The following is a 24,840-nucleotide window of genomic DNA, read 5'->3' on the forward strand; positions in this document are numbered from 1 at the left end:
ACCGTATCGCCGTGCTCAACGACGGCAGGATCGCGGCCGAAGGGACCGCCGAGGAGCTGAAGCGCCTGATCCCGGGCGGGCACGTCCGGCTCCGCTTCACCGACCCGGCCGCCTACCGCTTCGCCGCCCTCGCGGTGCGTGAGGCCACCGGGGACGACGAGGCGCTGACGCTCTCCATCCCCAGTGGCGGCAGCCAGCGCGAACTGCGCTCCATCCTCGACTGGCTCGACGCGGCCGAGATCGAGGCGGACGAACTCACCGTCCACACCCCCGACCTCGACGACGTCTTCTTCGCCCTCACCGGCCCGGGCGCCCTCACCAAGCAGACCAACCAGACCAACCAGACCAAGGAGAACGTCCGATGAGCGCCCTCACCCTCGCCGTACGCGACTCGTCGACGATGCTGCGCCGCAACCTCCTGCACGCACGGCGCTACCCGTCGCTCACCCTGAATCTGCTGCTCACGCCGATCATGATGCTGCTGCTCTTCGTCTACATCTTCGGAGACGTGATGAGCGCGGGCATCGGCGGCGGCGGCGCGGACCGCGCCGACTACATCGCCTACATCGTCCCGGGCATCCTGCTGATGACCATCGGCGGCACGGTGGTCGGCACCGCGGTCTCCGTCTCCAACGACATGACCGAGGGCATCATCGCCCGCTTCCGCACGATGGCGATCCACCGGGGGGCGGTGCTCGTCGGGCATGTCGTCAGCAGTGTGCTCCAGTCCGTCATGAGCGTGATTCTCGTGGGCGCGGTCGGGGTGGCCATCGGCTTCCGGTCCACGGACGCCACGGCGCTGGAGTGGCTGGCCGCGTTCGGACTGCTCGCGCTCTTCGCCACGGCGCTCACCTGGATCGCGGTCGGCATGGGCCTGATCAGCCCGAACGCCGAGGCCGCCAGCAACAACGCGCTGCCGATGATCCTGCTGCCGCTGCTCTCCAGTGCCTTCATCCCGGTCGACTCCATGCCCGGCTGGTTCCAGCCGTTCGCCGAGTACCAGCCGTTCACCCCGGCCATCGAGACCCTGCGGGGCCTGCTGCTCGGCAGCGAGATCGGCCACAACGGCTGGCTCGCGGTCGCCTGGTGCGCCGGCCTGACCGTGCTCGGCTACTTCTGGTCGATCTCGAAGTTCAGTGACGACCCGAAGTAACCGTGAAGAGAGGTTTAGAGATATTCCCTCACGCTTGAGGGGGAATGAACGCCTCTTGGGCGGTTCAGCGGGTATTCGGTGGGCAACTCTGAGGTCGCGACGGAGTGAGATCCGGTCCGATGGGGGGACCGGCCGGGGGCGGCCGGTCAGGGGGGTGGGCGACGGCCCGCGCGAAGGCACTCAGGTGCCGGGCGCGGGCCGTCGCCGTTCTCCGCGGAGGAGGCCGGACGCCTTGACACGGACAGCTTTCCTGACGGACAGTCAGAAAACCTGATCGGTACGACGCGTACGCCCGGGGAGGCGGTCGCCGTGAATCTCGCTCCCACCGACCGCCGCGAGCCCCGCGACGGAGGCGGCGCGCCCGGTGACGCGGGCGAGGACCTCGTACGGCGGCTGAAGGAGTACGAGGGCCGTCCGGCGGGTCCGCCGACCGTCGGCCGCGACCCGGTCAACGCGCCGATGATCAGGCACTGGTGCGAGGCGATGGGCGATGCCCACCCGGCGTACCAAGGACCGGACGCCATCGCTCCGCCCACGATGCTCCAGGCCTGGACGATGGGCGGGCTCGCCGGACACCCCAACCGCGGAGCGGGGGCACGGGACGAGCTGTTCGCCCTGCTGGACGAGGCCGGCTGCACCTCGGTGGTCGCGACCGACTGCGAGCAGGAGTACGCGCGGGCGCTTCGCCCCGGCGACTCGATCACCTTCGAGACGGTGATCGAGTCGGTGTCCGGGCGCAAGCGCACCAGGCTGGGCGCGGGCCACTTCGTGACCACCAGGACCGAGATACGGGTCGGCGGGGAGCCGGTCGCCACCCACCGCTTCCGCGTCCTGAAGTACGCGCCGGACCTTGAAACGCGGAAGGCCCCGCCCCCCGAGGCCCCGGCGGCGCCCCGCCGCCCCCGCCCGGTGGTCAACCGGGACAACGCCGGATTCTGGGCGGGAGTCGCCGCCCACCGGCTGCTGATCCAGCGCTGCACGGCCTGCGGCACCCTCCGCCTCCCCTGGCTGCCGGGGTGCGACGGCTGCGGCTCGCCCGAGTGGGACACCGTCGAGGCGAGCGGCGAGGGCGTCGTCCACTCGTACGTGGTGATGCACCACCCGCCCTTCCCCGCCTTCGACCCGCCCTACGCGGTGGCCCTGGTCGAGCTGGCGGAAGGCGTACGGATGGTCAGCAATGTGACGGGAGCGCGGTACGACGAGGTCCGCGTCGGGATGCCGGTACGGCTGGAGTTCCTCCGGGCCGACGAGGAGCTGGAACTCCCGGTCTTCCGCGCCGTGCCCGGCCCAGGTGTGCCCGGAGGGCCTGCGGCGCTGGCGGCCGGGACCGAACTGCCGCCGCTCGCGATCCCGGTCACCCGCACCCTGATCGTCGCCGGGGCGCTCGCCTCCCGCGACTACCAGGACGTCCACCACGATCCGGAACTGGCCAGGCGGCGGGGCTCCCCCGACATCTTCATGAACATCCTCACCACCAACGGCCTGGTCGGGCGGTACATCACGGACCGCTTCGGCGACCGCGCGGTGCTCCGCTCGGTCGCGATACGGCTGGGCGCGCCCAACCACCCCGGCGACACCCTGGTGCTGAGCGGCACGGTCGTCTCCCTCGCGGACGGGGCCGCCGAGGTGCGGATCACCGGGGCCAACGCCCTCGGCCTCCATGTGACGGGCACGGTCACCGTGGCACTCCCGGGTACGGAGGCAGCCCGATGAGCCCGGTCCGGAGCCGGAGCCGGAGCCGGAGGAGGGACGGTCTCGGCGGCCGGGCGGCCGTCGTCGGCATCGGGGCCACCGAGTTCTCCAAGGACTCCGGCCGCAGCGAGCTGGCCCTCGCGGCCGAGGCGGTCCGCGCCGCCCTGGACGACGCCGGGCTCCGCCCCGCCGATGTCGACGGACTCGTCACCTTCACCATGGACACCAGCCCCGAGATCGCCGTCGCCCGGGCCACCGGGATCGGCGAGCTGTCCTTCTTCTCCCGGGTCCACTACGGCGGCGGCGCGGCCTGCGCCACCGTGCAGCAGGCCGCCCTCGCCGTCGCCGCCGGGGTCGCCGAGGTGGTCGTCTGCTACCGCGCGTTCAACGAGCGCTCCGGCCGGCGCTTCGGCTCCGGGGTGGGACGGCGGGAACCCTCGGCCGAGGGGGTGGCCCTGGGCTGGAACATGCCGTTCGGGCTGCTCACCCCCGCCTCCTGGGCGGCGATGACCGCCCGGCGCTATCTGAGCGTCCACGGGCTCACCCCCGAGGCCTTCGGTCCGGTCGCCGTCACCGGCCGGCGGCACGCGGCCCGCAACCCCGCCGCGTACTTCTACCGGCGGCCCATCACCCTCGCCGACCACGCGGCGTCCCGCTGGATCGCGGAGCCGCTGCGGCTGCTCGACTGCTGCCAGGAGACCGACGGCGGCCAGGCGCTCGTCGTCACCGGCCTGGAGCGGGCCCGTGAGTTGCCGCGCCCACCGGCGGTGATCGTCGCCGCGGCCCAGGGCGCGGGCCGGGCGCAGGAGCAGATGACCAGCTTCCACCGCGCCGATCTCACCGGTCTGCCCGAGACGGCGGTGGTCGCCCGGCAGCTCTGGCGCGCCTCCGGCCTCGCCCCGGGCGACATCGACGTCGGGATCGTCTACGACCACTTCACCCCGTACGTCCTGATGCAGCTGGAGGAGTACGGCTTCTGCGGCCGGGGGGAGGCCTCGGACTTCGTCGCGGCGGACGCGCTGCCGCTGAACACCCACGGCGGGCAGCTGGGCGAGGCGTATCTGCACGGGATGAACGGCGTGGCCGAGGCGGTACGGCAGATCCGGGGCACCTCGGTGAACCAGGTCCCGGGCGCGGCCAGGGCGCTGGTCACGGCGGGCACCGGCGTTCCGACGTCCGGGTTGATCCTGGGCGCGGACGGCTGAGCGAAGGGCCGCAGCGCTGGCCGCCGGGCCCCCGGGGCCGTTCACTTCAAGCCATGCGCACCCGCAGCCGGGCCCAGGTCGCCGCCGCCCTCGTACTGATCTCGCTGCTCGGCCTGCCCGATCTGCTGCTCGCCCCGCCGCCGGGCCGGACAACCCCGGACACCCGCCAGGCGTCGACGACCGGCGTCCTCGCCGACCCTCCCGACACCACCGCCGACACCGATGTGACCTTCCGGGGCCTGGCGTTCGACGTCTGCCGCGTCCCCTCGCTCGCCGTCATGAGCGCGTGGCGCGGCTCCTCCCCGTACGGAGCGGTCGGCGTGACCTACGGCGGGCGCGGCCGGGACTGCCCCGACCAGCCCCATCTCACCCGGCGCTGGGTGGCCGAGGTGCACCGGATGGGCTGGCGGGTGCTGCCGGTGTTCGCGGGCTCCCAGCCCCCCTGCGCGAGGGAGCCCCGGAGGGCCGGTGAGTCCGGCGAGCCTCAGGAGGCGGCAGCGGCCCGGGGCGCGCGCAACGCCCGGGAGAGCATCGGGGCCGCCCCCGCCGCCCAGGGCGAGCGCGAGGGCGGCGACGCCGTACGGCAGGCCGCCGCCCTCGGCATGGACCGGGGCAGCGCGCTCTATGTCAGCCTCAGGTCTTACGACCTCGGCGACGCCGACTGCGTCCGCGCCACCCTCGATTTCATCCGCGCCTGGAACCGCGAGGTACGCCGTCAGGGGTACGTCCCCGGCCTGCGCGGCGAGGCCGAGACGGGGGCCCGCCACATGGAGCGCGCCCGCCGGGCCGGCACCGGCGATCTCCCCTCCGCCCTGTGGTTCTCCCGCTGGAATCACCGGCCCTCGCTGCACGGGGAGGCCGTTCTGCACCCGTACGCCTGGCGGGTGAAACGCCGGATCCACCAGTACGAGGGCGAGGTCAGCGAGGAGCACGGAGGCCATCGGCTCACCGTCGGACGCAATATGACCGACGCCCCGGTGGCGCGTGTCAGCCGATGACCCGAAGACGACCCGAAGGGGTCCGGGACACCGTCTCCCCCGTCCGGAGAGGCGAATCAGCCCTGAGACCGACGTCATCGCACCTGAGGGTCTCCTCCACCCACAGGAGGTCGGAAGGCCCCCGGCCGTACAACCTGAGGCGGAGAAGGCTTCAGGCCCTCCGGCCGATCCGCACGGGAGGGGGCCGCTCCTAGCGTGGAGCCATGACCACGCCAGTCTGCACAAACGCTTCGAGGGCCGCCCTGTCGGCGGCTCCGTCGTACGGGGCCGACACACGCTTTGCGTCTTCCGCTCGCTACTCGTCGTTCTCGTCGTACGTCAGGGCCCGGGGGCCGGTCCTGCTGCGCACGGCCCGTTCCCTGACCGCCAACCCCTGCGACGCGGAGGACCTGCTCCAGACTGCGCTGACCAAGACATACGTCGCGTGGGAACGAATAGAGGACCACCGGGCGCTCGACGGCTATGTGCGCCGCGCCCTGCTCAACACCCGCACCTCGCAGTGGCGCAAGCGCAAGGTCGACGAGTTCGCCTGCGACGAGCTGCCCGAGCCGGAGAACTTCCCCGCGCCCGACCCCGCCGAGCGGCAGGTGCTGCACGACGCGATGTGGCGCGCGGTGATGAAGCTGCCCGACCGGCAGCGGGCGATGGTCGTACTGCGCTACTACGAGGATCTCAGCGAGGCCCAGACGGCGGAGGTGCTCGGGGTGTCGATCGGCACGGTCAAGAGCGCGGTCTCGCGCGCGCTCGGCAAACTCCGCGAGGACCCGGAGCTGGCCCCGGTCCGCTGACCCGGCCCACCCACCCGTACGCCGAATCCTCCCTCGTGGGTAGTGACACGGCCAAGCCCTGGGCGCAGAATCTGCACAACCTACTGCCAGGTAGCGCCCATGCGCCCATCGGGAGGACGCCGTGCTCAGCACCATGCAGGATGTACCGCTGACCGTGACCCGCATCCTGCGACACGGGATGACGATTCACGGAAAGTCGCAGATCACCACCTGGACGGGGGAGGCCGAGCCGCGCCGCCGCAGCTTCGCGGAGGTCGGCGCGCGAGCGGGGCGGCTGGCGGGGGCGCTCCGCGACGAACTCGGCATCGACGGCGACCAGCGGGTCGCCACCCTCATGTGGAACAACGCCGAGCACGTCGAGGCGTATCTCGCGATCCCGTCCATGGGTGCCGTACTGCACACGCTCAACCTCCGTCTCCCCGCCGAACAGCTGGTGTGGATCGTCAACCACGCCGCCGACCGCGTCGTCATCGTGGACGGCACCCTCCTGCCGCTGCTCGCGCCCCTTCTGCCCCATCTGCCGACGGTCGAGCACATCGTCGTCTCCGGCCCGGGGGACCGCGCGCTGCTCGCCGACACCGAGGCCCAGCTCCATGAGTACGAGGAGTTGATAGCGGGCCGTCCGGCCGACTACGACTGGCCCGAGCTGGACGAACGGACCGCCGCCGCCATGTGTTACACCTCCGGCACCACCGGGGACCCCAAGGGCGTGGTCTACTCGCACCGCTCGATCTATCTGCACTCGATGCAGGTGAACATGGCCGAGTCGATGGGCCTCAACGACCAGGACACCTCGCTGGTCGTCGTGCCCCAATTCCATGTGAATGCCTGGGGGCTGCCCCACGCGACCTTCATGACCGGTATCAACCTCCTCATGCCGGATCGTTTCCTCCAGCCCGCCCCGCTCGCCGAGATGATCGAGCGCGAGCGCCCCACCCACGCCGCCGCCGTCCCCACCATCTGGCAGGGCCTGCTGGCCGAGGTGCTGGCCCGCCCCCGCGATCTGTCCTCCATGAAGCAGGTCACCATCGGCGGCGCGGCCTGTCCGCCCGCGCTGATGGAGGCGTACGACAAGCTCGGCGTACGCCTCTGTCACGCCTGGGGCATGACGGAGACCTCCCCGCTCGGCACGATGGCGCACCCCCCGGCCGGGCTGAGCGCCGAGGAGGAGTGGCCCTACCGCGTCACCCAGGGGCGCTTCCCGGCGGGCGTCGAGGCACGGCTGATCGGCCCGGCGGGCGAGACGCTGCCCTGGGACGGGCGGTCCGCCGGCGAGCTGGAGGTGCGCGGCCCCTGGATAGCGGGCGCGTACTACGGGGGCGCGGGGGCCGAGGAGATCAGGCCCGCCGACAAGTTCAGCGCGGACGGCTGGCTGCGCACCGGGGACGTCGGCGTCATCAGTGAGAACGGCTTCCTGACCCTCACCGACCGGGCCAAGGACGTCATCAAGTCCGGCGGCGAGTGGATATCCAGCGTCGAACTGGAGAACGCCCTGATGGCCCACCCGGAGGTGGCCGAGGCCGCCGTCGTCGCGGTCCCCGACGAGAAGTGGGGCGAACGCCCGCTCGCGACCGTCGTCCTCGTCGAGGGCTCGACCGCCGGTTACGAGACGCTCAAGGCGTTCCTCGCCGAGCGGATCGCCAAGTGGCAGCTGCCGGAGCGGTGGGCGCTGGTCCCGGCGGTGCCGAAGACGAGCGTCGGCAAGTTCGACAAGAAGGTGATCCGCAGGCAGTACGCGGACGGCGAGCTGGACGTCACCCTGGTCTGACCGACCCGCTTCCGGGGCCGGTCCCGTTCGTTCTCCGGGACCGGCCGTGCCGGCCCGTCCGGTTCGTCAGTTCGTGCCGATCTTGGCGAGCAGATCCACGATGCGCGACTGCACCTCGCCGCTGGTGGAGCGCTCCGCGAGGAAGAGCACGGTCTCGCCCGAGGAGAGCCGGGGCAGCTCGGCCCGGTTGAGCCCGGCCGAGGTGTAGACCACCAGCGGGGTGCGGTTGAGCCGTCCGTTGGCCCGCAGCCAGTCGATGATCCCGGCCCGGCGGCGGCGTACCTGCATCAGGTCCATCACCACCAGATTCGGCCGCGTCTGCGCCGCGAGCGCCACCGCGTCGGTGTCCGCGCCCGCCCGCGCGACCTGCATGCCGCGCCGCTCCAGGGTCTCGGTGAGCGCGAGGGCGATCTCCTCGTGCTCCTCGATCAGCAGCACCCGGGGCGGATGCTGCTCGCTGTCGCGCGGGGCCAGCGCCTTGAGCAGGATCGCCGGATCCGCGCCGTACGCGGCCTCCCGCGTCGCCTGCCCGAGACCCGCCGTGACCAGGACGGGCACCTCGGCCGCCACGGCGGCCTGACGGAGCGACTGGAGCGCGGTCCTGGTGATGGGGCCGGTCAGCGGGTCGACGAAGAGCGCGGCGGGGAACGCGGCGATCTGGGCGTCGACCTCCTCGCGGGAGTGCACCACGACGGGCCGGTAGCCGCGATCGCTCAGCGCCTGCTGGGTGGAGACATCGGGCGCGGGCCAGACCAGCAGCCTGCGCGGATTGTCCAGCGGCTCGGGGGGCAGTTCGTCGTCCACCGGCTGCGGCTGCGGCCGGTTGGCCACCTCCACCGCGCCGCCGGGGCCGTCGAGCGGCTGGGGGCCCTCGGCCCCCTCGTCGGGCGCGCCTATCGCGTACGCCCGTCCCTCGGCCCGCTCGCCGGGCGGGCGGGGGGCGGTGCCGCCGGGTCCGGTCCCCGGCTGGCCCTGCGGATGCGGCCGGGCGGACGGCTCGGTGCCGCGCTCGATGTCGATGTCGGGGGGCGTGGCCAGCCTGCGCCGGCGGCCGGAGCCGAGCGAGCCCTGCTGGGCCTGCTGCCCCTGCTGCTTGTCGGTCGCCTGCTGGGCGAAGGGCACGCCCTGTCCGAGCGTCCGCACGCTGAAGGCCCGCCCGTGCGAGGCATCGGCCGGAAGCGGAGCCTCCGCCGGCAGCGGCTGGGCGAGGGTGTGCGGTCCGGCGGTCTCCGGACCGGCCACGGGCGGTTCGAGCGGCGGCAGCGGCAGCGAGACGGAACCGGTGCTCGGCCCCGAGACCGAGTCACGCGAGGCGGTGTGGCCCCCGGCGGGGTCGTCGGCGGGCACGGGCACGGGCCCGGCCGTCTCGATCTCCTGCTCCTGCGGCTCGCCGGAGTGGGCCCGGCGGCGGCCGGTCGGCGTGGAGTGGTCCGTGAACTCCTCGGCCGGTGCCGGTGCCGGTGCCGGTGCTGGTGTCCGGTCGGCCTCGGCGGGCGGCAGCGCGAACGCGCTCCGTCCGCTCTCGGGTTCCTCCGCGGGCGCGGGTGCGGGGGCCAGCGCGCGGCGGGCGCGCCGCCCGGCGGCCTCGGCGGCGGGCCCGGCCGACAGCTCGGGCATCCCACCGCGAACCGGACGCTGCCCGGCCCCCTCGGCGACGAGCCCCTGCGGCGGCACGGCGTGCTGAACGCTCTGCTGCTGCGGAATCCCCTGGGCCATGCCCTGCGGGGGAACCGCCTGCTGGGGCACCCCCTGCGGCGGTACGGCCTGCCCGAACGCCGGCCGTCCACTCGCCCCCTCGGCGGCCGTGACCACGGAACCCTCGGCGGGTACGCCGGACACGGCGGGCGGCTGGGGGGCCACCGGCTCGGCCGGCCCCACGGGCTCCGCGGCCCCAACCGGACCCACCGGCTCCACGAGTCCTGCCGGCTCTTCCGGCTGGGGGGCCACCGGCTCTTCGGCCGGGCTCGGCCGCCCGCGCCGGCGGCCGGTTCCGCCGCCGCCCCCCTGCGTACCGCCGGAGTCCTGCGCTTCGGCCGTCCCGTCCTGCTCGGCGGCCCTGCGCCGTCCCGTCGGCACCGGCGGAACGGGTTCCTCCGGGGCGTTCCGCACCGGGAGAGGGCTCTCCAGGAAGGCATCGGTGGACCCGCGACGCCGACGCCCGCTGGGCTCCGCGCCCGGCTCGACCCCGACCCCGACCCCGACCCCGGCCCCGGTCTCGGGCTCGGTCTCGGGCTCGGCCGGTGCCTCGGGAGAGGTGCGCTGCTCCGGCAGCGGCAGGGCGAAAGCGCCGGTGGAGTCGGCCCCGGGGGCCGCCGGAGCCTCCGCCACCGGTGTCTCCGCCGTCGCCGGAGGGGCCGGGGCGGCCGGAGCCGCCGGGGCGATGCGGGGAAGCGGTCGCGGAGGGACCGGGGAGGAAGCGGGAGCGGGCCGGGCCGGCTGCCGGGCCGGGGCGAGCGCGTTCACCGGAGTGGGCACCGGAGCCGGCGTCGCCACCACGCCCGCGCCCGCGCCGAGCGGCACCTCCAGCACATACGCGCTGCCGCTCATCCCCGGCACGTCATGCGTCTGGAGCACTCCGCCGTGCGCCCGCACGATCCCGCGCACGATCGGCTCGTGCACCGGGTCCCCGCCGGTGAACGGCCCGCGCACCTCGATCCGTACGACCTCGCCGCGCTGCGCGGCCGCGAGCACCACCGTGGAGTCCGCGTGCCCGCCGTCGGGCAGCAGCCGGGCCCTGCCGGTCGAGTCGACCCCGGCCACATCGGCGGCCAGATGCGCGAGCGCCGTCGCCAGCCGCGCCGGGTCCACCTCCGCCTCGATCGCCGGAGCGTGCACGGCGAACTGCGCCCGGCCGGGCCCGATCAGCTCGACCGCGCCCTCGACGGCGGTCGCGACGACCGCGTCGAGCAGCACCTTCGACTTGTCGAGCGGCTCCCGGCCGGTGTCGAGCCGCTGGTAGCCGAGGACATTGTCGATGAGCGTCGTCATCCGCGAATAACCGGCGGCCAGATAGTGCAGCACCTGATTGGCCTCGGGCCACAGCTGCCCGGCGGGGTCGGCGACGAGCGTGCCCAGCTCCGCGCGCAGCTCCTCCAGCGGCCCGCGCAGCGAGTCGCCGAGTACGGCGGTCAGCTGCTCATGACGGTTCGACAGCTCCTCGAAGCGCTCGTCGCGCCCCTCGATCTCCACGCTGTACCGCTCGGACCGGTCCGCCAGTTCGGCGGTGAAGCGCTCGGTGGTCTCCGCCAGCTCGGCCGTGAGGCGTTCGGAGGTCTTCTCGTTCTCGGCCGTCAGCCGCTCGGTGACCTCGGCCAGCTCCGCCGCGTGCCGGGCGGCCAGCTCCTCGCCCGGCCGCCGGTCGGTGAAGGTCATCACCGCGCCGACCAGCTGATCCCCGTCCCGTACCGGAGCGGTGGTCAGATCGACCGGCACCCGGGTGCCGTCCTTCGCCCACAGCACCTGCCCGCGCACCCGGTGCTTGCGCCCGGAGCGCAGGGTGTCCGCGAGCGGCGACTCGGCGTACGGGAAGGGCTTGCCGTCCTCGCGCGAGTGCAGGATCAGCGGGTGCAGCTCCTGGCCGCCGAGGTCACTGGCGCGGAATCCGAGGATCTGGGCGGCGGCCGGATTGACCAGCACGACCCGGCCCTCGGTGTCCGTGCCCACGACGCCCTCGGCGGCGGCCCGCAGAATCATCTCGGTCTGCCGCTGCGAACGCGCCAGTTCCGCCTCGGTGTCCATCGTCCCGGACAGATCGCGCACGACCAGCATCAGCAACTCGTCGCCGGTGTAGCCGCCGTGCGAGTCATAGGCCTCGCGGCCGTCCTCCAGGCTGGCGCTGGTGACCTCGACGGGGAACTCGCTGCCGTCGGTGCGCCGGGCCATCATCCGGGTGGGCTTGGTGCGTCCGCGCTCGTCGGCCGCCTCGGGGCGGCGCATGGAGCCGGGGATGAGCCGCGAGTCGAACGCGGGCAGCAGATCGAGCAGACCGCGCCCCACCAGGGCGGTGCCCGGGGCCTCGAAGAGCCCCAGCGCGATCGTGTTGGCGTTGACGACCGTGCCGTTGGCGTTGACGAGCACCAGGCCGTCGGGGAGCGCGTCGAGTATTGCCGCGAGGCGAGCAGCGCCTCGGGACGGCCTGCTGCTCACAACGACGGTTCCTTCCTGGCCTGCTGCATGTGCGGACGGCCGGCCCCATTTTGCCCTTCGGGTCTCGGCCTGTCACTGAAGGGAGTCTAAGTGCACCGGATGCGCGAGGGGCGGCGGATGAGGGGGACCTCATATCCGTACCCCGTACGCACGGGGTACGGCAAAGGTGTCCGAATCCCTCAGAAGCGGGTGCTGGGCAGCACGGGTTCCATGCTCTGCCAGCGGGAGATCTCGCAGCCGTCGGTCCGCCTGAACGTCGAGTTCACCGTCCGCCCCTGCCACGTTCCCGTCACCCGCGCGGTGGCCGGGCCGCCCGTCTGCTGCGTACACATCCGCCCCGGCGGCACCGGCGCGAACGGGTCGCGCCCCTCCCGCGCCAGCTCGTCCAGGCGCTCACACGCCCCCTCGGCCGCCGGGTGCGTCCCCCCTGCCGGGTCGCACTCCAGCCGGTACCGGCCCTCGGTCCGCGCGTTCCCCGTGTCCGACACCACGACCGTCAGCCTGTCCCGCCGCTCCTCGGGCGCGGACAGCAGCGAGGTCAGCGGCGACAGCGCCGGCAGCGGCAGATCCGCCGCCGCCCCGGCCGTGGGGGCGGCCGTGGCGAGCGCGGCGGCCGAAGCGGTCACGGTGAGGATGATGCGGCGCAGCATGGGGGCTCCCGAAGCTCTGAGCGGTCCTGTCGTCCTGTTCCCGGAGGCGCGTCCGATCCATCGCCCCCACCCCTCCTAACGCCCCTCCCGCCCTCACGTTGCGCCCCCCACCCCCACCCCGCCCACCCGGCCTTCCGCGCTTTGCCCTGCGGCCCGGGTCCCTAGTACCGTGGGCCGCGATTGGTGACACGGCGTTCGACTGTGTCATCATCGGCACACACAACGCGCCCGCGCGGGGTGTGCTGGAGGCGTCGCCTAGTCCGGTCTATGGCGCCGCACTGCTAATGCGGTTTGGGTCTTAAAGCCCATCGAGGGTTCAAATCCCTCCGCCTCCGCCAGCTCGATCGCCAAAGCCCCGGCCAGTCGGCCGGGGCTTTCGTGTATCCCCTCGCCGATCCTCGGCCATCCCGGCCCGTCCCCGATCGAACGCCCGGCCGAGATCCCCGGCGCGATCACGCCACCCCCGCCCCCTCGGATCCTGGCGTTTCCGCAGCTCAGGCCGGGTGTGCCGAATGGATTTCGCCTCACGGCGCAGGTCATGTAATGTTGTTCTCGCAACGCCGACCGGGAAGAAAAGCCCGGGAAGCCGAGCACTCGTAGCTTAACGGATAGAGCATCTGACTACGGATCAGAAGGTTGCAGGTTCGAATCCTGCCGAGTGCACAGCAGGCCAGAGGCCCCGGAGGAATCCGGGGCCTCTGGTGTTTTCCGCTCGTACAGCAGTGAAGTACAGCAACCTGGTCAGCCGCCGGTCCCGCCCATCACCTCGGACAGCCTGCTGAGCGCCGCCCGTACCGCTTCTTCGCTCGCCTCGGCGTACACCTCCATTGTCATCGCGATCTGCGAATGACGAAGAATGCGCTGCGCCACCTTCGGATGGACCTTGAGGGCCACCAGCAGCGAGCTACAGGTGTGCCGAGTGTTCCGCAGCGGGATCGCTCGGAGGCCAGTGCGATGGGCCCGCAGGGCGAACATCCGAGTCGGGTTTCCCGGCTCGATCGGGGTCCCGTACTTGGTCGTGAAGACCAGGTCGTGCCGGTCCTGCCAGAGATCACCCGCAGCCTTCCGTTCGCCCTGCTGCTGGGCGCGGCGCATCCTGAGTGCTTTGAGGCACAGCGCGGGCAGCGGCAGGAAGTCGTCCGACTCCTCAGTCTTGGTCTCCCGGTGCAGGAGCTGCTGTCCGGCCCGCTGGATCTGGTGGTCCACGTACAGTTCCCCGGCCTGGAAGTCGATCGACTTCCAGGTCAGCCCCAGCACCTCCCCGCGCCGGAGCCCGAGGCAGAGCACCAGTGCCCAAGCGGCGAAAAGATGATCGTCCCGCTCGGCCGCGTCCGTGAGAAAACGGCCGGCCTCGACCGCCGACCACGGCTTGATCCGACGACGGCGGGGCTTGGGCACCTTGACCAGCGCGGCGACGTTCTTGCCGATCTCCTCCTCGGCGACCGCATGTGTCAGTGCGGCCCGCAGAGCGTCGCGGGAACCCTGGACCACTCGCCGTGACGGGTACGCCTCACAGCACTCACCGACGGCGCAGCACCTCCGGCGTTCCCGTGCCCGCTTGGAGTCCTTGCCCTGTGCACAGCACTGGCAGACGGTCGCCAGCTTGGCCAGCCCAGGTGCGGGGCGATAAAGATCGGCCGAGCCTGCCGTCCGACCTCTGACTCACCACCGGCCGAGGGGCCGTCCGGAGTATGCGGGAACTGCGGGGCCCGGGTTGTGCCGCACCGCGCCAACCAGCTCGCGGGGGAATGAGTCGGATGAGCCAGGCGATGTCTCTGACGGGTGCCGTTCCCTACATCACGCAGTGGACCGGGGAGTCCCCTTCGAAGGTGCGCGTGGTGGAGCGACGCGGACGCGTGGCCTACGCCGACGAGCGTTCCTATGACCGTGACCCTCGGGGCATTCTGTGGCGACGCATCCCCTCCACCCCGGGCAAGGGGAAGCCCGACTTCGGCGCGGTGCACGCTCTGCGCCAACGCCTCGCCATGGCCAACACCCTCTGCCAGGGTCTGCGGAAAGCCCGCCGACCGCGACGAGCGGGGAATCCTCTGGCTGCTGGGCGAAGCCGAAGACACCCCGGGCTCCTGGCCCCAGGGACTTGAGACCACCCACCCACCGGTCTGCCGGCCCTGCGCGACCCTGGCCACGAACGCATGCCCCCACCTGAGACAACGCCACGTCGCCCTACGCGTCCAATCCTGGACCCCCATCGGCGTCCACGGCGCTCCCTACCGGCCCAGCCCTCATCATCCTGTCGCTGTCGACGCCGTCGGCATCCCGTTCAACAGCCCGGCCATCCGATGGGTCATCGCCGGTCAACTCGTCGTCCAGCTCGACCGCTTCCCCCTCATCGACCCCACCGAGATGTGAGTTACAACTTTCCTTACTGGTTCAAGGCACCCGCCGCGCACGCGCGGCGAGCGCGGCCCGACGGCTCGGGCCGCGCTCCTGTCTTCGCCCCGCTCTGGCCCGGCCGCCGGCCGCACACCTGCCAGCTCGGGTTGCTGGGTGGCGAAACCCCTCTGTGGCCGGGGCGGTCGGCTCCACGGCTTTAGGCAGCCACCATGGGGCGAGCCTCGAAGATCGGGGCCCACATCGGGCCTTAGCGGGCAGGTCCACAGACCGCCCGAGCCGCCGCAAGCTTACGGGCCCCGATCTCTCGCCCCACGGCGGCTCCCGCCCAAAGCCGCTCCCACCGACCTTGGTGCGAACCGGGCGTCGGGCCTACCCGGTAAGTTTGGCTTTGACGCGCTGATCATCGGCAGCCCAGTCAGGCAGAGAGGTGCGCTTATTGAATTTGGCCTTGAGTAGTTCCTCCAGAGGGAGATCTTCACTCTCGGTCAAATCTGCTGTGCACAGATTGGCATGGTCAAGGAGTACTCCTTGAAGTTTCGCACCCCTCAATATTGACATGGATAAATTTGCCCTTTCGAGGCGGGCCTTTTCCAGATTTGCGCCAATCAGACTCGCGCTGCACAGGTTCGCCATTTCGAGGTCAGCCCCTTTAAGGCACGCGCCATCCAGAACTAGTGACTCCAAATCCGCGGCATCCTCTGGATCCATTGCCCAAAGTTCCACTCCGCATACCTTCAGGCCTCGGAGCTCGATGAAAAACCCCTGGTCATGGCGGCGTGGGCGACGCGCGATCACAGAGAAGGCGGCCAGGACATCTTCGTCTACACTGCCGCATTTATGCTCATCCGAGCAAGCTGTCGGATGCTGGCGTAAGAAGGCACCCAGGACCTTGGTGATCGCAAATTGATCTTTACGTGAGTCATGCATGATGCGCTCCAGTAAATAAATCCCACCTAGTCGTTCGGTTACGTTGCTTGAAGCTAGGAGCGTGACCGCTGATACGTATCGCTCTGTTACCTGTCCTTCGCGAGTTAGTTCAGCTTGTTCTCTATCCTTCTCGCGTGTATGCCTTAAGTTGCGATCGGTGTAGTAGAGGCCCAGGGAAGCGATCACTCCAGCGCCGACAGCCACGACCGCAGTCCGAAACCCCGTCACTACCGCCCCCGCACCAGGGCCAAGATCTTTTTCGAGATGTTCTCGATCAGCCCACCACGGTCCCTGCCAGATCAAGATCACGAATGCGGCGATGCCAGCTGCCGATGCGATCCAGGCAGCCGCTCGCTTCAAGTGCGCCATCATGGCAACCACTGTGCTGGAACAGTCAGGCCCTCATCGAGGTGTCGCGAAGCTTCAGAGCAAAACCTGAGGTTTCTACGGTGAGGTGTGAGTGGGAGACGCGCCGATCCAGGGTCAGATGATCAGCCCAGTGGCTTTGGGGCGAAGTAACTGGCGATACAGCAACGCAGTACAGCAACCACAGCAACTGACAATGTCTGCTGCCGTCCCTCCCACTCCGTGTGCCATCCGGTATGACTACCCTTGACCGATCCGGCTAGAGCTACGGATCAGAAGGTTGCAGGTTCGAATCCTGCCGAGTGCACAGCAAACCGAAGGCCCCGTCGAGAAATCGACGGGGCCTTCGGTGTTTCTTGGCGGCGGCTTTGCCCGAGAAGCCGTCGTTCCGCGCGAGACCTCTCAGGCTGCCTCCCAAGTGTGCTGACCGGCGTGGCCGGCGAATAGGCAGCAGCCCTCGGCATCGGGTCCGGGGCCGGTCAGGGGGCAGTCCGTGAGCGCGACCAGCTTCACCTTGGCCTCTCCGTGCCAGCGGAGCCACAGTGCGGTGGCGTACTCGTCGAGTTCGGCGAGGAATCCGTGGTGATCGCTGTCGTCATGGGCGAGGAGCTGGCACTGCACGAGGTTGTCGACGTGTTCTCCGGCCGACCTTTCCCGAGCTTCCCGCACCAGGTCCAGGCGTACCCGAAGCCATTGCGTGCACCGCATCACGACACCATCCGCAGGGAGCCGACAGGGTTCCGCTCCGTGCACCGACGGCACGCGCACGGCGGGAAGTCGCCGGGCTTGTCGGGGAGCACGGGGTCGCTGCCCACGTGTACCTCGGTGAGAAGCCCCCATGTGCGGCCGGAGTCGCGCGAGACCCGCAGCGTCATCCGTACATCGTTCTGTGTGTTCGCCATGGTCAGGAGCATCGCGATCCGCCAGTTCGCCGAGGAAGGCCAAGCGGATTACCCAGCATGGATAACATCACCCATGGTCGATCATCAGTAGCGATCCGTAGTTCTCGTGCCGGAGGTGCCGATGCCTGAGCCACCCCGTCCGAAGGAGCTCCCGGGCAGCCTGCTCACGGACCCTGTGATGATCGAGGCGTGCCGGACCAGAGACTTCGGCCGTGTCTTCCTGCTGGTCAGGGTTCGAGCAGGCATCTATCCGTCGATGGTCGCGCGCCGCTGCGACCTCACCCCCAGCCGTGTCGGCGAAGTGATCGCCGGCCGTCGACAGCTCCGGCACATGGACGTGGTCGAGCGGATCGCGGACGGCCTGCGCATCCCCGGGCACATGCTCGGCCTGGCACGACGTCCGTGGGAGACACCGCAGAACCTGACCGTCACGCCACGAGAGCGGATCGAGGCATCACCACCGGTCGGCCGGCCGCCTGCCGCAGGGCTGCCGGGGCCGGACGTGGACAGCGTCCTCGCCCTGGCGGCCGAACGGGAGCTCGGCCCGTCGACGCTGGAGGCGCTGCACTCGTCGATCGCGGACTACTGGCGCAGGGACGACGAGCACGGCGGCGAGACCTTACGGCCGGCGGTCGTCGGCCAACTCCGCTACGTCGTCGATCTCCTCAAGGAACAACGTCCGGCACCCCTGCGCGAGGGCCTGCACGGCATCGCGGCCGAGCTGGCCCGGCTGACCGGATGGATGTACTTCGACGCCCGCCAGTACAGCCAGGCACGCACCTACTTCACCGAAGCCCTCGGACTCGCCAAGGCTGTGGACGACCGTCAGCTCATGGCCAACGTGCTCGCCTGCATGAGCCTCCAGGCCACCTACCAGGAGAAGCCCGGGGACGCTCTCGCTCTCGTCACAGCGGCCCAGGACCAGGCCCGAGGTGCCAGGAGAACGACACCACGCGTACTGGCCATGCTCACGATGCGCGAAGCCTTCGCCCACGCCGCTCTCGGAAACCGCAGTGCCACCCACAGTGCGATCTCGGAGGCACACGCGCACTTCGGCCGGATCAGTCCAGGCGATCCGGACCCGGCATGGGTCGCCTACTTCGACGAACCAAAGCTGATCGTGGACACCGGCATCGCCCACGGCCGCCTCGGCGAATCAGCCCTCGCCGAGCCCCTGATCGCGGACGCCCTGCGCCGTGAACACCGGTCGAACCGCCGAGGTCGCGCCCTCCACGCCTTCTGGCTGGCCCGCACCCAGCTCCAGCGCGGGAAGCTGAACGAGGCGTGCCACACGGCCATGGACGCCCTCGCCCCGGCTGCGGCCGTCGGCTCGCAACGAATCGCGGGTCATCTCCGGGAGTTCTACGAGCAGCTGGAGCCCTTCCGCAGGGAGCCGGCCGCAGTGTCGTTCGAAGCCCGGCTGAGGGAGGTGCTGTCCCGGCAGGTCAGCGGATCGCCTCGTCCATGAGCACATAGAGCAGTCCGACAAGGGACCCGCTGCTGACGATCTCGCGCCGGTCGATCATGCCCCGTACGTCGGTCAGCGGGATCCACTCGATTCGGTCCGACTCGTTCTTCTCGGTCGGCGGCCCTTCGTACGTCGCTCCGTCGGCCCGGAAGAGGTGGTGTTGGGAGTCGGTGATGCCATTGGCCGGCTCGGCGTAGATCAGCGGTTTGACCGGGCCGGGACGCCAGCCCGTCTCCTCCAGAACCTCACGGGCCGCTGCCTCCGCCGGGGTTTCGCCCTCCTCGACCAGACCCATGGGCAGTTCCCACGCCCACGCGTCGGTGATGAAGCGGTGCCGCCACATCATCAGGACCTCGCGACGGTCGTTGACCACGGCGGCCACGGCCAGATGGCGGAGCTTGACGACGTGGTGCTCCCAGCGGTTCCCGTCCGGCGTCTCGACATCGGTGAGCCACAGGTTCACCCACGGGTTCTCGTAGATCGGGCGTTCCCCGTGGATCTTCCACTGCATCGTCGTGGCCCCTCTCGGATCGGCCTCCAGCATCCCAGGGCAAGCGGGGGGTGAGGGTTCTGTTCAGGGAGATCACGGCACCAGGCATACGCTCCCCTCAGGGAGGGAGCGCGATGGAGTCGGTGGGAATGGCCTTGGCCGTGCTGGTGTGGGGCGCGCCGATCGTGGTGCTTCTGGTGGGAGTGATCGCCACAGTGCTGGTGTTTCGGTGGCGGCGGAGGGCGATCGCCGCGATGGAGCGGGCGGAGCTGGAGGCGGACGCGGGCCACGGTGAGGGGTGAGCTCTTGCGCTCGGGGGCTCCGGGAGTGGGTTTTGGCAGGTGAGGCCCTTTGGGGATGGACCCGGGGGCCTTTTCGGCGGCTTGGAGCGGTAGGTGATGATCACTGCCTGGAGGGCGCCCGGGCGGTGCCCCGGAGAAGGGCGGGGACATGAGGCTCAGGGCGGGGATCGTCGTGATGGCGCTGGCGGCCGTGGTGGGGTGCGGCGGTGGAGGGAGTACGGACGCGGGGACGTGGGAGCCCGAGCCTGATCCGACGCCGGTGGTGGTGGAGTCGCCGAAGCCGGCCACGCACGAGGGGCGGCTGCCCACGCGGGAACTTCAGGGGCGCTGGTGGAGCTGGGTGGCGGCGGAGCCCCTGGAGACCAATCCGTACAGCGACCCGGACGGCAGCCAGTGCGGCCGGAACCAGGGATCCGATGTGTGGTTCCTGGCGGGGGCCACCGGTGGCTCCCCCGAGCGGGTCTGTGATGTTCCGGCCGGGCAGCCCATCGCCTTCCCTGTGGTGAACACGCACGGGAGCCGAGAGGACTGCGCGGACTTCATGTACCGCGCCCGTGGAATCGCCCGGTTGAACGGAGACGATCTGGCCGTGGAGGAGTACCACGGGGAGGAGATCACCATCACGGGCAAGGCGGGCAACCCCGTGGTGGACCCCGGCACCACATCGAGCATCGCCTGTGGACTGTGGGTCCAGCTGCCCCCGCTGGATCCCGGCAAGCACTCGGTCGAGATCTTCGGCGAGTCCTGGGATCTCAAGGTGAAGCTGGGATACACGCTGACGGTGAAGGCCGGGCCGGCGGTGCGGGCTTGACCGGGTCGCAGGCCGGGGCCGATGCCGGGCGGCTGGTGCTCGCGGAGGTCGCGCGGACGACGGGGGTCGAGGGGGAGATCAGGTCGGTCGAGACGGTCTCCTTCGGGTGGGTCGTTTACTGGGCCCCGGTGAGTGCGGGCGGTGGGCGCGCCCGGCCGGGTGGGAACGGGCCGTTTCTGGTCGATCGGGAGAGCGGGAGGGTGATCTCCGGGGGCTCTGGTGTGCCGGTCGCGCGGCGGGTCGCGGAGTATGAGCGGCGGCTGAGGCGGGTGGCGGCGCGGGCCCGGGAGGGCGGGTAGATCAGGACACCGCTGTCGGCTGGGGATATGTGGCTGACGTGCAGGGGATGGGGCTGGTGGCGGGGCCGGGGGCGGCTGGAACCCGACGTACGGTCGCTGGGGGTGTGGGTCGGCTCGGGTAATCTGCCCGTTTTCGGTCAGAAATCTGCGCGCGCCCGGAGGTACGGATGACATGGCGGTGCTCCGGGGTCGGATGGCCGCCGGGGGCGCGGATGGCCGTGCTGCGGTGGGAGGGCGGGCGGGTCAGTCCGCTGGTGGCGGGGAAGAGCCTCGGGTTCCGGGCCGAGGGGGAGCGGGAGTGCGTGGGGGCGCGCGGGAACGTGTGTCCGCTGCGGGCGGTGGTGCCGGGGCGGGTGACCAGCGCGCGGTGTGGGGAGTGCGCGCGGCTGGACCGGGCGCACTCGGTGGCGGCGGACACGATCGCGGATGATCCGAGGGTGTACCGGGTCTATCTCGCCTGGTTCGGGCCGGGGCTGGTCAAGGTGGGGATCACGGCGGAGGAGCGCGGGCCGGCCAGGCTGCTGGAGCAGGGGGCGGTGGTCTTCGGCTGGCTGGGGCGCGGCCCGCTGATGGCGGCGCGGCGGACCGAGGAGCTGCTCCGCGCGGCCCTGGGGATACCGGACCGGATCCCGTACGCCCGGAAGCGGGCCGTCCGTACCCGGCTGCCGGAGACGGCGGAGGAGCGCGCGGCGGAGATCGGGGAGCTGCACCGAGCCGCCCTCGCGCTGGACGGATGGGCGGAGTCGCTGGAGCCGCTCGGGTTCGAGGCCGTCGACCACACGGGGGCGTTCGGGCTCGCGGGGCTGCCGCCCGCCGTCTCGGCCGTACGGGAACTCGCCGGCGGAGGCGCGGTCGCGGGGACGCTGCTCGCCGTCGCCGGGCCGGATCTGCATCTGCGTACGGCGGACGGGGAGGTCGTCGTACTCGACACCCGGCTGATGACCGGCTGGTCCCTCGTCGGGGCCGGTCCCGGGGAGGGGGTCTCGGTGCCGACCGTCCCGCTCGAAGGGGTGGAGGCGGGCGGCGGCGGAGTGCAGGACGGGCTGTTCTGAACCAGGGGGCCGGGGGGCCGGGGGCCGGTCCGGGAAAGTCCCGTCCGGTCCGGTCTTTCACGGCAACACCGCCCGCAACCCGGAGGGTTAGGCGTTTCTCAGGAAATTCACAGGCTGGGCCAAGGTCGTTTTCACGGCGGGGGCGAAGGCTGACGCCATGACCGCGATCTCGCCCCAGGGGCGTACCGAGATGCTCAGAGCGGACGGGAAGCCCGTCCGGGTGCTCATCGTGGACGACGAGGCGGCGTTGAGCGAACTGCTCTCGATGACGCTGCGCTACGAGGGCTGGGAGGTGCGCAGCGCGGGGGACGGAGCCGAAGCGGTCCGTGCCGTACGGGAGTTCCGGCCCGACGCGGTGGTGCTCGACGTGGTGCTTCCCGACATGGACGGGATATCGGTGCTGCGCCGGCTGCGGCGGGAGGAACCGACGGTTCCGGTGCTCTTCCTCACGGCCGGGGACGCGGTCGAGGACCGGATCGCGGGGCTGACGGCGGGCGGCGACGACCATGTCGCCAAGCCGTTCTCGCTGGAGGAGGTCGTCGCCCGGCTGCGCGGGCTGATCCGCCGGTCGGGGGCGCCCGCGGTGCGTGCCGAGTCCCTGCTCTCGGTGGGCGATCTGACCCTGGACGAGGACAGCCACGAGGTCACCCGCGCGGGCCGGTCCATCCATCTGACGGCCACCGAGTTCGAGCTGCTGCGCTATCTGATGCGCAACCCGCGCCGGGTGCTCAGCAAGGCGCAGATCCTGGACCGCGTGTGGTCGTACGACTTCGGCGGCCAGGCCAATGTGGTGGAGCTCTATGTCTCGTACCTCCGGAAGAAGATCGACGCGGGCTGCTCCCCGATGATCCACACCCGGCGGGGGGCGGGGTATCTGATCAAGCCGGGGGAGTGAGGGCGGCCCGACTCCCTTACTGGCTATACAGCGTATGGCAACCCTTGTACGGTGTACGAGAAATCTCTCGTACACCGTACAAGGAGCTGGCATGACGGCGACGACCGCCAAGCCCGAATCGGCCCCCACGGGCCGCCATCCGCAGCGCTGGCTGATCCTCGGCGTCATCTGCCTCGCCCAGCTGACCGTGCTGCTCGACAACACCGTCCTCAGCGTCGCCATCCCCTCCCTCAACCGGGAGCTCGACGCCTCCGCCACCGACGTCCAGTGGATGATCAACGCCTACTCGCTGGTCCAGTCCGGTCTGCTGCTCACCGCGGGCAACGCGGCCGACCGCTACGGCCGCAAGAAGCTGCTGCTGGCAGGCCTCGCGCTCTTCGGCATCGGCTCGCTCGCGGCCGGGCTCGCCCAGACCTCGGCCCAGCTGATCGCCGCACGGGCCGGCATGGGCGTCGGCGGCGCGCTGCTGATGACCACGATCCTCGCGGTCATCGTCCAGATCTTCGACGACACCGAGCGGGTCAAGGCGATCGCCCTCTGGTCGACGGTCAGTTCGCTCGGCTTCGCCGCCGGGCCGCTGATCGGCGGGATCATGCTCGACCACTTCTGGTGGGGCTCGATCTTCCTGATCAACATCCCGGTGACGGCGGCCGGGCTGATCGCGGTGTTCCTGCTGGTGCCGGAGTCCAAGAACCCGCAGGGTGAACGGCCGGACCTGGTCGGCGCGGTGCTCTCCACCATCGGTATGACCGCGGTGGTCTACGCGATCATCTCCGGGCCCGAGCACGGCTGGACCTCCGGCCAGGTGCTCGTCTCGGCCGCCGTCGGCGTGGTGGTGCTCACCGCCTTCGCCCGGTGGGAGCTGAGCATCCCGTACCCGATGCTGGACATGCACTTCTTCCGGAACCGGCGGTTCGTCGGGGCGGTCGCGGGCTCGATCCTGGTCGCCTTCGGCATGGGCGGCTCGCTCTTCCTGCTGACCCAGCACCTTCAGTTCGTGCTCGGGTACGGACCGCTGGACGCCGGTCTGCGCACCGCGCCGCTCGCGCTGACCATCGTCGCCCTGAACATGACCGGCATCGGCCCCCGGCTGCTGCCGAAGCTCGGCACCCCGGTGACGATCGCGGTCGGCATGGGGCTGGTCTCGGCCGGTCTCGCGGCGATCGCGCTGCTCGGCGGGGAGAGCTACGGCGGGATGTTCCTCGGCCTGGTCGTGATGGGCGCGGGCATCGCGCTCTCGATGCCCGCGATGGCCAACGCGATCATGAGCGCTATCCCCCGCGAGAAGGCCGGCGTCGGGGCCGGGGTGAACGGCACCCTCGCGGAGTTCGGCAACGGACTCGGCGTCGCGGTGCTCGGAGCCGTACTGAACTCCCGCTTCGCCGGGCTGCTGCCCGGAGTGGTGGGGGCGGCCTCGCTGCCGGCCGCCCTGGCGGCGGCGGACGGCGAGGCGGAGCGGGCCAGGGTCTCGGAGGCCTTCGCCACAGGACTGGAGACGAGTCAGCTGGTCGGAGCGGTGGCGGTGCTGGCGGGCGGCCTGCTCGCGGCGGCGCTGCTGTGGCGGGCGGAGAATGAGGAAACCGTCCGGCAGGCGGCATAGCATCGGCCGGGGCGGTACATGACCGGCCGGCCCGGACGACGCCTTCGCCCGGGGCCGGCCGTCCGACGGGGCACACCGAGGAGGGTGGCGTGATGGTGAGTGCGGCCGACCGCGCGAAGGGTCCCGCGCGGACCAGCGTCTGGCTGGAGGACAGGGCCGACCGGGGCCGCCGGGCCGCCCAGCCCGCCGGTCTCGACCGCGCCAAGATCGTCGAGGCGACGACCCGGCTGCTGGACGCCGAGGGCGCGGCCAAGTTCTCCATGCGGCGGCTCGCGGCGGAGCTGGAAGTCACCGCCATGTCGCTCTACTGGTACGTCGACACCAAGGACGACCTGCTGGAGCTGGCGCTCGACGCCGCCTTCGGGGAGACCTCGCTGCCGGACGCCGACGATCCGGAGCGGTGGCGGGAGCAGCTGCGCGCGCTGGCCGTGGAGTACCGGACGGTGCTGGTCCGGCATCCCTGGATGTCGGCGATGGTCGGCACCTTCCTCAACGTCGGACCGAACGCGATGGCGTTCTCGATGTCCTTGCAGCAGGTGATGCGGAACACCGGACTGCCCCCGCGCGGACAGACGGGCGGCATTTCGGCGGTCTTCCAGTTCGTCTACGGATTCGGCACGGTCGAGGGCAACTTCCTCACCCACTGCCGGTCGGCGGGGATGACCGAGGACGAGTACATCCGGCAGGCCCTCGGCTCGATGAAGGGGGATCCGAGCCTGAAGCGGTACCTCAACAGCTCCTCGGACATGACGGACGCGCGCGGCGGCGACACGGTGGGCGAGGCCCGCCAGCGCGACTTCGACTACGCGTTCGACCTGCTGGTCGCCGGTATCGAGGCGATGGCCGCCAGAGGGTAGAAGGCCTCCGGCCCGGGTACGGGGGTGGCCAGGCCTGGCCACCCCCGTACCCGGACCCGGGCCTGCGGAGGCCCAGGCTCCCGAGCCCCCGGGTGTCCCCGGCGCGCGCCCTCGTC

Annotated in this window: 18 protein-coding genes, 2 tRNA genes and 4 pseudogenes; 17 read left to right on the forward strand and 7 right to left on the reverse strand. The window is 71.2% G+C overall.

Translation table 11 applies throughout. The features are described 5' to 3' along the window. The 8 genes and pseudogenes from ABD371_RS29260 to ABD371_RS29295 all read left to right on the forward strand — a co-directional run. Positions 1-365, forward strand: a pseudogene (locus tag ABD371_RS29260) (ABC transporter); the annotation flags it as partial. Beyond that, positions 362-1,153: an ABC transporter permease gene (locus ABD371_RS29265; RefSeq protein ID WP_344483448.1), complete on the forward strand. Its 792-nt coding sequence runs from the start codon at positions 362-364 to the stop codon at positions 1,151-1,153. The pseudogene ABD371_RS29260 and the gene ABD371_RS29265, both read left to right, overlap by 4 nt. 393 nt (positions 1,154-1,546) lie before the next feature. Then, positions 1,547-2,440, forward strand: a pseudogene (locus ABD371_RS29270) (bifunctional MaoC family dehydratase N-terminal/OB-fold nucleic acid binding domain-containing protein); the annotation flags it as partial. A gap of 66 nt (positions 2,441-2,506) precedes the next feature. Then, positions 2,507-2,866: pseudogene (locus tag ABD371_RS29275) on the forward strand (MaoC/PaaZ C-terminal domain-containing protein); the annotation flags it as partial. After that, positions 2,863-4,050: a lipid-transfer protein gene (locus tag ABD371_RS29280; protein WP_344483451.1), complete on the forward strand. Its 1,188-nt coding sequence runs from the start codon at positions 2,863-2,865 to the stop codon at positions 4,048-4,050. The pseudogene ABD371_RS29275 and the gene ABD371_RS29280, both read left to right, overlap by 4 nt. 53 nt (positions 4,051-4,103) lie before the next feature. Then, on the forward strand, positions 4,104-5,048 hold the full coding sequence (locus ABD371_RS29285; protein ID WP_344483454.1) for a DUF1906 domain-containing protein: 945 nt from the start codon (positions 4,104-4,106) through the stop codon (positions 5,046-5,048). Between the two features lie 203 nt (positions 5,049-5,251). Then, positions 5,252-5,836 (forward strand): SigE family RNA polymerase sigma factor, encoded by a 585-nt coding sequence (locus tag ABD371_RS29290; RefSeq protein ID WP_344483456.1) that lies wholly within the window; start codon positions 5,252-5,254, stop codon positions 5,834-5,836. A 121-nt stretch (positions 5,837-5,957) separates the two neighbouring features. Then, positions 5,958-7,604, forward strand: coding sequence for a long-chain fatty acid--CoA ligase (locus ABD371_RS29295; RefSeq protein ID WP_344483459.1), 1,647 nt, complete (start codon positions 5,958-5,960; stop codon positions 7,602-7,604). Between the two features lie 66 nt (positions 7,605-7,670). Here ABD371_RS29295 and ABD371_RS29300 read toward each other — a convergent pair whose 3' ends face one another. Both ABD371_RS29300 and ABD371_RS29305 read right to left on the reverse strand, forming a co-directional pair. Next, the gene (locus tag ABD371_RS29300) at positions 7,671-11,750 is read right to left on the reverse strand and encodes a PAS domain-containing protein (protein WP_344483462.1); all 4,080 of its coding nucleotides are present in this window, start codon (positions 11,748-11,750) and stop codon (positions 7,671-7,673) included. Between the two features lie 179 nt (positions 11,751-11,929). Further along, entirely contained in the window at positions 11,930-12,400 is a 471-nt protein-coding gene (locus ABD371_RS29305) for an SSI family serine proteinase inhibitor (protein WP_344483464.1), read from the reverse strand. A gap of 244 nt (positions 12,401-12,644) precedes the next feature. Here ABD371_RS29305 and ABD371_RS29310 point away from each other — a divergent pair. Then, a tRNA-Ser gene (locus ABD371_RS29310) sits at positions 12,645-12,738 on the forward strand. Between the two features lie 252 nt (positions 12,739-12,990). After that, positions 12,991-13,063 (forward strand) — tRNA-Arg (locus ABD371_RS29315). A gap of 78 nt (positions 13,064-13,141) precedes the next feature. Here ABD371_RS29315 and ABD371_RS29320 read toward each other — a convergent pair. The 4 genes and pseudogenes from ABD371_RS29320 to ABD371_RS29335 form a co-directional block, all read right to left on the reverse strand. Beyond that, a pseudogene (locus ABD371_RS29320) lies at positions 13,142-14,011 on the reverse strand (site-specific integrase); the annotation flags it as partial. Positions 14,012-15,124: 1,113 nt separating this feature from the next. After that, positions 15,125-16,054 carry a pentapeptide repeat-containing protein gene (locus ABD371_RS29325; RefSeq protein WP_344483467.1) on the reverse strand — a complete coding sequence of 310 codons (930 nt, stop codon included), beginning with the start codon at positions 16,052-16,054 and terminating at the stop codon, positions 15,125-15,127. Between the two features lie 396 nt (positions 16,055-16,450). Then, the gene (locus ABD371_RS29330) at positions 16,451-16,756 is read right to left on the reverse strand and encodes a hypothetical protein (protein WP_344483470.1); all 306 of its coding nucleotides are present in this window, start codon (positions 16,754-16,756) and stop codon (positions 16,451-16,453) included. Continuing rightward, the gene (locus tag ABD371_RS29335) at positions 16,756-16,950 is read right to left on the reverse strand and encodes a hypothetical protein (RefSeq protein ID WP_344483473.1); all 195 of its coding nucleotides are present in this window, start codon (positions 16,948-16,950) and stop codon (positions 16,756-16,758) included. The genes ABD371_RS29330 and ABD371_RS29335 overlap by 1 nt, the downstream gene beginning before the upstream one ends. 121 nt (positions 16,951-17,071) lie before the next feature. On the opposite strand from ABD371_RS29335, the gene ABD371_RS29340 reads away from it, so the two are divergent. Then, on the forward strand, positions 17,072-18,418 hold the full coding sequence (locus ABD371_RS29340) for an NsdA family TPR-like regulatory protein (RefSeq protein ID WP_344483476.1): 1,347 nt from the start codon (positions 17,072-17,074) through the stop codon (positions 18,416-18,418). Here ABD371_RS29340 and ABD371_RS29345 read toward each other — a convergent pair. Further along, a complete protein-coding gene (locus tag ABD371_RS29345) occupies positions 18,396-18,929 on the reverse strand; it encodes an NUDIX hydrolase (RefSeq protein ID WP_344483478.1) in 534 nt (177 codons plus the stop codon). The two genes, ABD371_RS29340 and ABD371_RS29345, sit on opposite strands and share 23 nt — an antisense overlap. A 128-nt stretch (positions 18,930-19,057) precedes the next feature. Between ABD371_RS29345 and ABD371_RS29350 the strand changes: the two genes are divergently transcribed. The 6 genes from ABD371_RS29350 (at position 19,058) to ABD371_RS29375 (ending at position 24,724) form a co-directional block, all read left to right on the forward strand. Further along, positions 19,058-19,210: a cytochrome c-type biogenesis protein gene (locus ABD371_RS29350; RefSeq protein WP_344483479.1), complete on the forward strand. Its 153-nt coding sequence runs from the start codon at positions 19,058-19,060 to the stop codon at positions 19,208-19,210. 148 nt (positions 19,211-19,358) lie between these two features. Continuing rightward, positions 19,359-20,021, forward strand: a complete 663-nt coding sequence (locus tag ABD371_RS29355) for a signal protein (protein ID WP_344483481.1) — start codon at positions 19,359-19,361, stop codon at positions 20,019-20,021. A gap of 466 nt (positions 20,022-20,487) precedes the next feature. After that, complete coding sequence (locus ABD371_RS29360) at positions 20,488-21,372, forward strand: DUF2797 domain-containing protein (protein ID WP_381735056.1); 885 nt, start codon at positions 20,488-20,490, stop codon at positions 21,370-21,372. Between the two features lie 157 nt (positions 21,373-21,529). Then, positions 21,530-22,267 (forward strand): response regulator transcription factor, encoded by a 738-nt coding sequence (locus tag ABD371_RS29365; protein WP_344483485.1) that lies wholly within the window; start codon positions 21,530-21,532, stop codon positions 22,265-22,267. 91 nt (positions 22,268-22,358) lie between these two features. Next, a complete protein-coding gene (locus tag ABD371_RS29370; RefSeq protein ID WP_344483488.1) occupies positions 22,359-23,867 on the forward strand; it encodes an MFS transporter in 1,509 nt (502 codons plus the stop codon). 92 nt (positions 23,868-23,959) lie between these two features. Next, positions 23,960-24,724 (forward strand): TetR/AcrR family transcriptional regulator, encoded by a 765-nt coding sequence (locus ABD371_RS29375; protein WP_344483490.1) that lies wholly within the window; start codon positions 23,960-23,962, stop codon positions 24,722-24,724. Positions 24,725-24,840 lie beyond the last annotated feature (116 nt).

The organism is Streptomyces amakusaensis, assembly GCF_039532665.1.
GTDB classification, from domain to species: domain Bacteria; phylum Actinomycetota; class Actinomycetes; order Streptomycetales; family Streptomycetaceae; genus Streptomyces; species Streptomyces amakusaensis.

Coding starts and splice junctions, on each gene's coding strand:
- ABD371_RS29335 (WP_344483473.1), bottom strand. CDS start 16,950: ATGGCGAACACACAGAACGATGTACGGATGACGCTGCGGGTCTCGCGC.
- ABD371_RS29355 (WP_344483481.1), top strand. CDS start 19,359: ATGAGGCTCAGGGCGGGGATCGTCGTGATGGCGCTGGCGGCCGTGGTG.
- ABD371_RS29265 (WP_344483448.1), top strand. CDS start 362: ATGAGCGCCCTCACCCTCGCCGTACGCGACTCGTCGACGATGCTGCGC.
- ABD371_RS29305 (WP_344483464.1), bottom strand. CDS start 12,400: ATGCTGCGCCGCATCATCCTCACCGTGACCGCTTCGGCCGCCGCGCTC.
- ABD371_RS29340 (WP_344483476.1), top strand. CDS start 17,072: ATGCCTGAGCCACCCCGTCCGAAGGAGCTCCCGGGCAGCCTGCTCACG.
- ABD371_RS29370 (WP_344483488.1), top strand. CDS start 22,359: ATGACGGCGACGACCGCCAAGCCCGAATCGGCCCCCACGGGCCGCCAT.
- ABD371_RS29325 (WP_344483467.1), bottom strand. CDS start 16,054: ATGATGGCGCACTTGAAGCGAGCGGCTGCCTGGATCGCATCGGCAGCT.
- ABD371_RS29280 (WP_344483451.1), top strand. CDS start 2,863: ATGAGCCCGGTCCGGAGCCGGAGCCGGAGCCGGAGGAGGGACGGTCTC.
- ABD371_RS29290 (WP_344483456.1), top strand. CDS start 5,252: ATGACCACGCCAGTCTGCACAAACGCTTCGAGGGCCGCCCTGTCGGCG.
- ABD371_RS29330 (WP_344483470.1), bottom strand. CDS start 16,756: ATGCGGTGCACGCAATGGCTTCGGGTACGCCTGGACCTGGTGCGGGAA.
- ABD371_RS29345 (WP_344483478.1), bottom strand. CDS start 18,929: ATGCAGTGGAAGATCCACGGGGAACGCCCGATCTACGAGAACCCGTGG.
- ABD371_RS29285 (WP_344483454.1), top strand. CDS start 4,104: ATGCGCACCCGCAGCCGGGCCCAGGTCGCCGCCGCCCTCGTACTGATC.
- ABD371_RS29360 (WP_381735056.1), top strand. CDS start 20,488: ATGACATGGCGGTGCTCCGGGGTCGGATGGCCGCCGGGGGCGCGGATG.
- ABD371_RS29365 (WP_344483485.1), top strand. CDS start 21,530: ATGACCGCGATCTCGCCCCAGGGGCGTACCGAGATGCTCAGAGCGGAC.
- ABD371_RS29375 (WP_344483490.1), top strand. CDS start 23,960: ATGGTGAGTGCGGCCGACCGCGCGAAGGGTCCCGCGCGGACCAGCGTC.
- ABD371_RS29350 (WP_344483479.1), top strand. CDS start 19,058: ATGGCCTTGGCCGTGCTGGTGTGGGGCGCGCCGATCGTGGTGCTTCTG.